This is a genomic window from Inquilinus sp., from assembly GCF_057815775.1.
On record NZ_JBYRFX010000214.1, the window covers coordinates 1 to 8,006 of the forward strand.

9 protein-coding genes are annotated in these 8,006 nt (G+C 69.4%); 5 read left to right on the forward strand and 4 right to left on the reverse strand.

The window, feature by feature from the left end; translation table 11 throughout:
• Nucleotides 1-393, reverse strand: a 393-nt coding sequence (locus AC3XYG_RS07480; protein ID WP_489139183.1) for a TetR/AcrR family transcriptional regulator, incomplete at its 3' end; no start/stop codon positions are given.
• Nucleotides 394-516: 123 nt separating this feature from the next.
• Between AC3XYG_RS07480 and AC3XYG_RS07485 the strand changes: the two genes are divergently transcribed.
• Complete coding sequence (locus AC3XYG_RS07485) at nucleotides 517-903, forward strand: Hpt domain-containing protein (RefSeq protein WP_489139184.1); 387 nt, start codon at nucleotides 517-519, stop codon at nucleotides 901-903.
• Here the strand turns inward: AC3XYG_RS07485 and AC3XYG_RS07490 are convergent.
• Nucleotides 842-1,696: a phosphate/phosphite/phosphonate ABC transporter substrate-binding protein gene (locus AC3XYG_RS07490; RefSeq protein ID WP_489139191.1), complete on the reverse strand. Its 855-nt coding sequence runs from the start codon at nucleotides 1,694-1,696 to the stop codon at nucleotides 842-844. The genes AC3XYG_RS07485 and AC3XYG_RS07490 overlap by 62 nt on opposite strands.
• Nucleotides 1,697-1,701: 5 nt before the next feature.
• Nucleotides 1,702-2,604 carry a fatty acid desaturase gene (locus AC3XYG_RS07495; RefSeq protein ID WP_489139185.1) on the reverse strand — a complete coding sequence of 301 codons (903 nt, stop codon included), beginning with the start codon at nucleotides 2,602-2,604 and terminating at the stop codon, nucleotides 1,702-1,704.
• 142 nt (nucleotides 2,605-2,746) lie between these two features.
• On the opposite strand from AC3XYG_RS07495, the gene AC3XYG_RS07500 reads away from it, so the two are divergent.
• The 3 genes from AC3XYG_RS07500 to AC3XYG_RS07510 all read left to right on the forward strand — a co-directional run bounded on the left by AC3XYG_RS07500 (nucleotide 2,747) and on the right by AC3XYG_RS07510 (nucleotide 5,444).
• Complete coding sequence (locus AC3XYG_RS07500) at nucleotides 2,747-3,601, forward strand: helix-turn-helix domain-containing protein (RefSeq protein WP_489139186.1); 855 nt, start codon at nucleotides 2,747-2,749, stop codon at nucleotides 3,599-3,601.
• Nucleotides 3,602-3,715: 114 nt separating this feature from the next.
• On the forward strand, nucleotides 3,716-4,933 hold the full coding sequence (locus AC3XYG_RS07505) for an MFS transporter (RefSeq protein WP_489139187.1): 1,218 nt from the start codon (nucleotides 3,716-3,718) through the stop codon (nucleotides 4,931-4,933).
• 55 nt (nucleotides 4,934-4,988) lie between these two features.
• Nucleotides 4,989-5,444, forward strand: coding sequence for an ASCH domain-containing protein (locus AC3XYG_RS07510; RefSeq protein ID WP_489139188.1), 456 nt, complete (start codon nucleotides 4,989-4,991; stop codon nucleotides 5,442-5,444).
• A gap of 10 nt (nucleotides 5,445-5,454) precedes the next feature.
• On the opposite strand, the gene AC3XYG_RS07515 is transcribed toward AC3XYG_RS07510, so the two are convergent.
• Nucleotides 5,455-6,876, reverse strand: a complete 1,422-nt coding sequence (locus AC3XYG_RS07515; protein WP_489139189.1) for a sigma-54-dependent transcriptional regulator — start codon at nucleotides 6,874-6,876, stop codon at nucleotides 5,455-5,457.
• A 125-nt stretch (nucleotides 6,877-7,001) separates the two neighbouring features.
• Here AC3XYG_RS07515 and AC3XYG_RS07520 point away from each other — a divergent pair.
• Nucleotides 7,002-8,006, forward strand: a 1,005-nt coding sequence (locus AC3XYG_RS07520) for an aldehyde dehydrogenase family protein (protein ID WP_489139190.1), incomplete at its 3' end; no start/stop codon positions are given.

Here is an 8,006-nt window from a genome sequence, read left to right on the forward strand (position 1 = left end):
CCGCTCGAGATGCCGGCGGCTCAGGCTTTCGATCTCCGGATCATGCGGCGCCAGCTCGACCGTGCAATTGATCAGGAAGCAGCCCTCGCGACCGCCACCGACCCCGGCCAGCGCCACCATCGCGGTGCGCAGTGCCCGGTCGGTATCCGGCTCCGCCGCGACCAGGTCTTCCAGCTCGGCCAGCCGCAGATCGGCATAGCGCCGGATCGCCGCCACCAGCGTATCGTGCTTAGAGCCGAAGCAGCCATAGAAGCTGCTGCGGCTGAGCCCCATCGCCTGCGTCAGGTCGTCCAGCGAGGTCGCCTCATAGCCCTGGCGCCAGAACAGAGCCATCGCTGCATCGAGCGCGGTGTCCTTGTCGAATTCGCGGGGGCGGCCGGGGTGAAGCGTCATGGCCCATATGTGGACCGACCGTTCCGGAAATCAAGCCGGCCTATCCGGGCCCACGCCATTTTCACCTCGTCTGGAACTCGGGGGCCGGCGTCGCGATATGGGAGGGGTGGAGGAAGCACTGTTATGACCAGCGGCGATCCGCGATACCTGTTCGACCCGGCGGCCCTGGAGCGGAACCTGACCGGCTTCGACGGGGCCGCGCGCCGCGCCATGATCGACGATCTGGCGGAGGAGCTGCGCGAGCGGGCGGCCGCGATCGCCGCAGCAGCCGGGGCCGGCGACCGCGAGGCCCTGGCGCTGGAGGCTTATGCGCTGAAATCCTGTGCCGCGATCTGCGGCGCCCGGGCCCTGATCGACCTGGCCGAATCGCTAGGCGGCAAGTCGGAGAACCAGCAGGGCCGGCCGCAGGAGCTGGCCAAGGTGGTCAAGGCCCGCGTGGCGGAGACGCTCAGGGCGCTGGCGATGTGGCGCGGTGGGGAAGAGGAGCTGGAGCGGGAGGAGGACGGCTAGCGGGCAGCGCCGGAATCGCGTCGTAATCCGCCTCTTCCAGGATCTCGATGCCGTCCAGCAGCAGCGCGTCGCGCGCCTCGGCCAGATCAGGGTCGGCGATCACGTCGCGCAGCGCCGCGCGGAGGGCGGCGACGGTGGCGTCATCGATGCCGCGGCGCGTCACATAGGGCAGGCCCGGCGCCAGCGCCGTGGTGCCGACCACACGCAGCCCATCCAGGGCTGCAGGGCGGTGGCGCTGCACCAGCGCATGGGTGACGCAGTCGATCGCCGCGATGTCGGCATCGCCGGCCGCCACCGCGGCCATGCTGGCGACATGCGCGCCGGTCACGACCGCCGCCCGGAAGAACCGGTCCGGCGCGTCGGGCAACACCGCAGCGAAGGCGACCCAGCCGGACAGACTGTCCCAGTCGTTCACGGCGCAGACCGCGCCGCGGAAATCCGCCAATCCCGTTTCCGAACCGCCCTGCCGGGCGACCAGCAGGCTGCGATAGCGCGGCCCGTCGCAGCCGGGCGCGGCGTAGCACGGCGTCGCCACCAGCCGCAGCCAGCCGCGATAGCGCCTGACATAGGGATTGCCGCAGGTCTGGCTGAACAGCAGCGCCGGATCGGTCCACACATCGTGCAGCGCCACATCCCGGGTCAGTTCGGCCGGCGCCGGCACGCCCTGGGCCGCCAAGCGTCTTGCCACCGCCGACCACAGCGCGTCGGTGGCCCAGTGCACCTCCGGCAGATCGTACATCCCCAGGCTGACGGGAGAGAAGCGGGTCGCGGTCTGGCCTTCCAGGCCGGTCATCACAGTCACTTGGCGCGACGCTCCACGTCGAAATCGGGATGCACCGGGTCGTCGACCGGGTGGAAGAAGTAGCGCTTGGCGATCTCGCCATAGCCACGATAGTGCCCGGCACCCCGCGCCGCCACCCCGGCGGAGTCGTTGGCGGCGGCGAAGCGCGGCAGCTGGTACCAGGCCAGGCCGGGCCGGGCGTGATGCGCCACATGCAGGTTGTTGTTGAGGAACAGCAGCGAGAAGAAGTGCCCCGACGACACCACCGCGGTGCGCAGGCCTTCCGGCCCGGCGCGATGTTCGGCGAAGGACCGCAGCAGCGACAGCGCGGTGCCGGCGTAGCAGGCGGCGACGTAGAGCATCGGCGGCACGCCGAAGACGCCGATCACGACCGCCGCGACCGCAACCGCGCCGGCCAGGTGCAGCGCCCAGACGCGGCGCAGGTGGCGATCGTGCCGCAGCTGCGGCAGCGCCTCCGCCCACAGCCCGTACCAGGACAGGGCCGGGCCGATCAGGAAGCGGCCGAACAGGGTGCGGTTGAAGCGCAGCACCGCCTGCCCGGCGGGGCTGAGCGACGACCAGCGCTCATCGGTGACGTAGTAGCTTTCCGGATCCTCCACCGGCGAGGTGATGTGCGCCTCGCGGTGATGATGCAGGTACAGGTCGCGATAGGTCTCATAGGGCAGCCACAGCGACAGCGGCAGCCAGCCGATCGCCCAGTTGATCCGGCGCGACCGCGTCGGATGACCATGGATCGTCTCATGCTGCAGCGACCCGTGCCAGGCCAGCAGGACCGCACCGATGGCGATGAACACCGGTCCCGGAAGGGCAGACTGGAAACAGAGCAGTGCGACCCAGCCGCCATAGACTGCGACCACCACCGCCCAAGTCGGCCATTCGATCCGGGATCTCTTCATCATGTGCGCCATGGGTTTGTCCATGGACTGAGAATCTCGCCGAACACTGTCGCGAACAACGCGATAATGCGCACCAAACGACGCAACTGATGTATAATCATCCGATCTGATGATATATCGCACAAATTGTTGCGGAAAACCAGCGATGGCGCAGTCCCGTCAAGACATGATCGAGACCTTCCGCAGCCGGCTGGAGGACATCATCACCGAATCCGGCATGAGCCGGAGCGCCTTCGCCGCCGCAGCCGGGATGGACCGATCGACCCTGTCGCAGATCCTGTCCCCGGCCAACGACCGGCTGCCGCGGGCGGAGACGCTGGCGGCGATCGCCGCCGCCCGCCAGGTCAGCATCGACTGGCTGCTGGGCCTGAGCCAGCGCGGCCCGCTTTCCGCCGACATCGTGCCGGAGCGGATGGCGATCGAGCGCGACGCGCAATGGACCGATGACGAGCGGCTGGTGGCCTGGCATCGCGAGGCGATCGGCTACAAGATCCGCCATGTCGCGACCACCCTGCCCGACCTGCTGAAGAACCGGGACGTGATCCGGCACGAGCTGGCGCAGTTCGCGGCGTCGGGGCCGGAGCAGCGGATCGAGACCGCGGCCGCCCGCCTGGCCTATCAGCGGCGGCCGGAGACCGACATGGAGGCCTGCAACTCGCTGCAGGCGATCGAGGGCTTCGCCCGCGGCGAGGGCATCTGGCACGACCTCGACGACGAGATCCGGGCCCGCCAGCTGGACCACATGATCGCGCTGGTGGAGGAGCTGTACCCGACCTTCCGCTGGTTCTTCTATGACGGCCGGCGGCAGTATTCCGTGCCGCTGACGGTGTTCGGCCCGCTGCGGGCGGTGATCTATCTCGGCGGCATGTATTTCCTGTTCAATTCGACCGAGCATATCCGCGCCCTGTCGGAGCATTTCGACAGCCTGATCCGCGGCGCCGTGGTGCAGCCACCCGACGTGCCGAAGCTGCTGCGCCGCCTGCGGTCGCGGCTGGGATAGGGCGGCGGCCGTCAAATGCTCAAAGCTGCCATGTCCGACTTTTGTGCACCGCAACAGCGCACTGCGTTCTATATTTGATCTCTCTCCTTATTCCGTGGTCCGAAAGGCGTCGCCATGGGCGAACCTGCCCGCGCGCATCCAGCCGCCCCGGCGATCACGCCGGCCCTGATGTTCCTGATGGCGGCCGCCTGCGGCGCCATCGTGGCCAACCTGTATTACGCCCAGCCACTGATCGCGCTGATCGCCCCGTCGGTGGGGCTGAGTGCCGTCGCCGCCAGCCTGGTCGTCACCCTAACGCAGATCGGCTATGGCGCCGGGCTGATCCTGCTGGTGCCGCTGGCCGACATGATCGAGAACCGCCGCCTGGTGATCATCACCCTAGCCGGCACCGTGGTGGCGCTGCTGCTCGCCGCCGTGGCGCCCAGCGCCGGGCTGTTCCTGTTCGCCGCACTGCTGATCGGCATCAGCTCGGTCGCGGCCCAGGTGCTGATCCCGATGGCGGCGCATATGTGCCCCGACGCGATCCGCGGCCGGGTGGTCGGCAACATCATGAGCGGGCTGCTGCTGGGCATCCTGCTGGCCCGGCCGGTGGCCTCCGTCGTCGCCGACCTGTTCGGCTGGCGCGCGATCTTCTTCCTGTCCGCCGCCCTGATGATCGGGCTGCTGGCGGTGCTGGCCTGGCTGCTGCCCAAGTGGCAGCCGGCACCGGGGCCGCGCTATGGCCAGGTGCTGCACTCGCTGGGCACGCTGTTCCGCCGCACGCCGGTGCTGCAGCGCCGCGCCGCCTACCAGGCCGCGATGTTCGCCGGCTTCAGCCTGTTCTGGACCGCCGTGCCGCTGGAGCTGGCCAGCCCGCGCTTCGGCTACAGCCAGAGCGGCATCGCCGTCTTCGCCCTGGTCGGTGCCGCCGGCGCCCTGGCCGCGCCGCTGGCCGGCCGCATGGCCGATCGCGGCTGGACCAAGCCCGCCACTTTCGGCGCCCTGTCGTCGGTCGCCGTCGCCTTCCTCATGGCCTGGGCCGGCGGTGCCGTCGGGTCGGTGGTGGTGCTGGCCGCGGCCGGCGTGCTGCTGGATTTCGGGGTGCAGAGCAACATGGTGCTGGGCCAGCGCGCCATCTACGCCCTGGCGCCGGAGACGCGCGGCCGGATGAACGGGCTGTATGTCGCCAGCGCCTTCGCCGGCGGCGCCATCGGCTCCGCCATTGCCAGCGGCACCTTCGCCATGGGCGGCTGGACCCTGGTCAGCTGGGTCGGCCTGGCCTTCCCCGCAGTGGCGCTGCTGCTGTACACGACCGAGCTGTTCCGCCGCCGGCCGGTGTCGCGCCGCGCTTGACGGCGGCGACGGTTTTGCCCTGGGTTGCGGCCATCCGCAGCCCAGGGGCCGAATCATGACCACTGCCGACATCTGGTGGCGAAATCTGAGCCGGACGCACCCGGACCTCACTTTGCCCAAGCAGCACGACACCTGGTATTTCGGCGACAGCGAGGGGCTGGCGCGCGAACTGCTGGACCTCGTCCTCGCCGGCACCAAGACCGCAACCGCCGGCCTGGTCTGGGGTGCGGATGAGGCCGGCACGCCGAAGCCGGGCGGCTACAGCCTGATCACCGATTTCGCCGGGGCGCCGCGCTGCGTGCTGCAGACCGTCGAGGTCCGGATCCTGCCCTTCGACCAGGTCGACGCCGCCTTCGCCTTCGATGAGGGCGAGGACGACCGGTCGCTCGACTCCTGGCGTCGCGGCCATTGGGAGTATTTCAGCCGCCGCTGCGCCGAAATCGGCCGCGAGCCCGCGCAGGATATGCCGGTGTTCTGCGAACGCTTCCGCCTGGTCTATCCGACAGCGTAGGCCGGGACGCTCAATCCCGCCCCTCGGCCTCCCAATTCAACCGCTTGCGGTAGATGGTCGAGGCGCTGATGCCGAGCAGCGCCGCGGCGCGCGGCACATGGCCGTCGCAGGCGGCGATCGCGGCCTCGATCGTTTCCTTTTCCACCATCCACAGCGGCCGGACCGGAGAGACCGCGCCATTCGGCGCCGGCGGCGGCACCTGGATCAGGCGGCCGGGCTGCGCCGCCGGGATCAGCGTCCGCACCGGCTGCGGCAGCATCGCCCGCGTCACCAGTGGCCCGTCATGCAGCACCACGATGTTGCGGACCACGTTCTGCAGCTGGCGGACATTGCCGGGCCAGGCATAGCGCTGCAGGTCCTCGGCCACCTCGAGGTCGAAATCGATGAAGGACTTGCCCTCCTCCGCCGCGTAGTCGTGCAGGAATTGCCGCGCGATCAGCAGCACGTCGTCCTCACGCTCGCGCAGCGGCGGCAGCGTCACCGGGATGACCAGCAGGCGGTAGTACAGATCCTCGCGGAAGCGGCCCTGGCGGACATCTTCGGCCGGGTCGCGGTTGGTGGCGCAGATGATGCGCAAATCGACCTTGCGCTCACGGCTGCCGCCGACCGCCTGCACCGACCCGGTCTGCAGGAAGCGCAGCAGCTTGGTCTGCAGCTCCGACGGCAGTTCGCCGATCTCGTCCAGGAACAGGGTGCCGCCATCGGCCCGGACCGCGGCGCCGTCGCGATCGGCCACGGCGCCGGTGAAGGCGCCCTTCACATGGCCGAAGATCTCGGATTCCATCAGGTCGCGCGGGATCGCGCCGCAGTTCAGGGCGATGAAGGGCTGGTCGCGGCGCGGGCTGCGGCGGTGCACGGCCTCGGCGCACAGCTCCTTGCCGGTGCCGCTTTCCCCGGTGATGAACACCGTGGCCTTCGAGGCTGCGGCGGAATCGATGATGCGGTAGACCGCCTGCATCGGCGGCGACCGGCCGATGAAGCCGTAATAGCGGTCGCGCCCAAGCTCCTCGCGCCAGGCATCGACCTCGCGCTGCAGCTTCATCCGCTCCAGCGTGTTGCGCACGGTGACGGTCAGGCGGTCGCCCGGGAACGGCTTGACCAGGAAGTCGAAGGCACCCAGCCGCATCGCCTCGACCGCGATGTTGACCGAGCCATGGGCGGTGATGACGATCGGCGCCACCGGAATCTGCTGCTCGCGGATATGCTGCAGGATCTCCATGCCGTTCATGTCGGGCAGGTTGAGGTCCAGCAGCACGGTCGCATAGCGCCCCTGCGCCAGCGCCGCGAGCGCTTCGGCACCGGTCTCGGCATGATCGACCGCGATACCGACCTTGGACAGGGTCTCGATGTAGAGCCGGGCCAGCGCCGGCATATCCTCGACCAGCAGCACGGCCGCGGGATCGGCCAAGGGCGTTTCGACAATCGGAGCCATGGCGATATCGTGGCCCATCGGTGCATCCATCTTCAATAATGGCCCGCAATAAGAATTCGTCCTAAACGCAACGAAGCACCGAGCATGCTCCATCACGATGACGGTCCGGAGACATAAAGAGCATCATGATAGGTCCGAAAACGATTCTGATCGATGGAATTTGGAACCCGGCGGCAGATGGTCGGGTGATTCCGGTGATCGATCCGTCGACCGGGGCGGAGATCGACAGCCTGGCCCGCGGTGGCGTGGCTGAGATCGACGCCGCCGTTCGGGCGGCGCGGCGCGCTTTCGACGAGGGCCCCTGGGGCCGGATGCCGGCGGTCGAGCGCGGCCGGATCCTGGCCCGGCTGGGCAGCGCCATCGAGGCCGATTTCGAGACGCTGTGGCGCCTGGAGGCCGTGGATGCCGGCAAGCCGGTGAAGCAGGCCAAGGCCGACATCACCGCCTGCGCCCGCTATTTCGAATTCTACGGCGGCGCCTGCGACAAGCATCACGGCACCACCATCCCCTATCTCGATGGCTACACCGTGCTGACGGTGAAGGAGCCCTACGGCGTCACCGGTCACGTCATCCCGTGGAACTACCCGGCGCAGATCTTCGGCCGCACCATCGGCGGCGCCCTGGCCGCCGGCAATGCCTGCGTGCTGAAACCGGCCGAGGATGCCTGCCTGACGCCGCTGCGCATCGGCCAGCTGGCACTGGAGGCGGGGCTGCCGCCGGGCGTGCTGAACATCGTCACCGGCCTGGGGGCTGAGGCCGGGGCCGCGCTGGCGTCGCATCCCGGCATCGACCACATCAGCTTCACCGGCTCACCCGGCACCGGCGCCGCGATCCAGGCTGCCGCCGCCGCGTTCAACCGGCCGGTGACGATGGAGCTGGGGGGCAAGTCGCCGCAGCTGGTGTTCGACGACGCCGATGCCGAGGCCGCCCTGCCCTTCGTCACCGCCGCGATCGTGCAGAATGCCGGGCAGACCTGCTCCGCTGGCAGCCGCCTGCTGCTGCAGGACGGCATCGCCGACGACTTCCTCGATGCCCTTGCAGGGAAGTTCCGGGGGCTGGAGACCGGCCCCTGGGACCGCGACCCGGATTGCGGCCCGCTGATCAGCGCCCAGCAGCGCGACCGGGTGCGC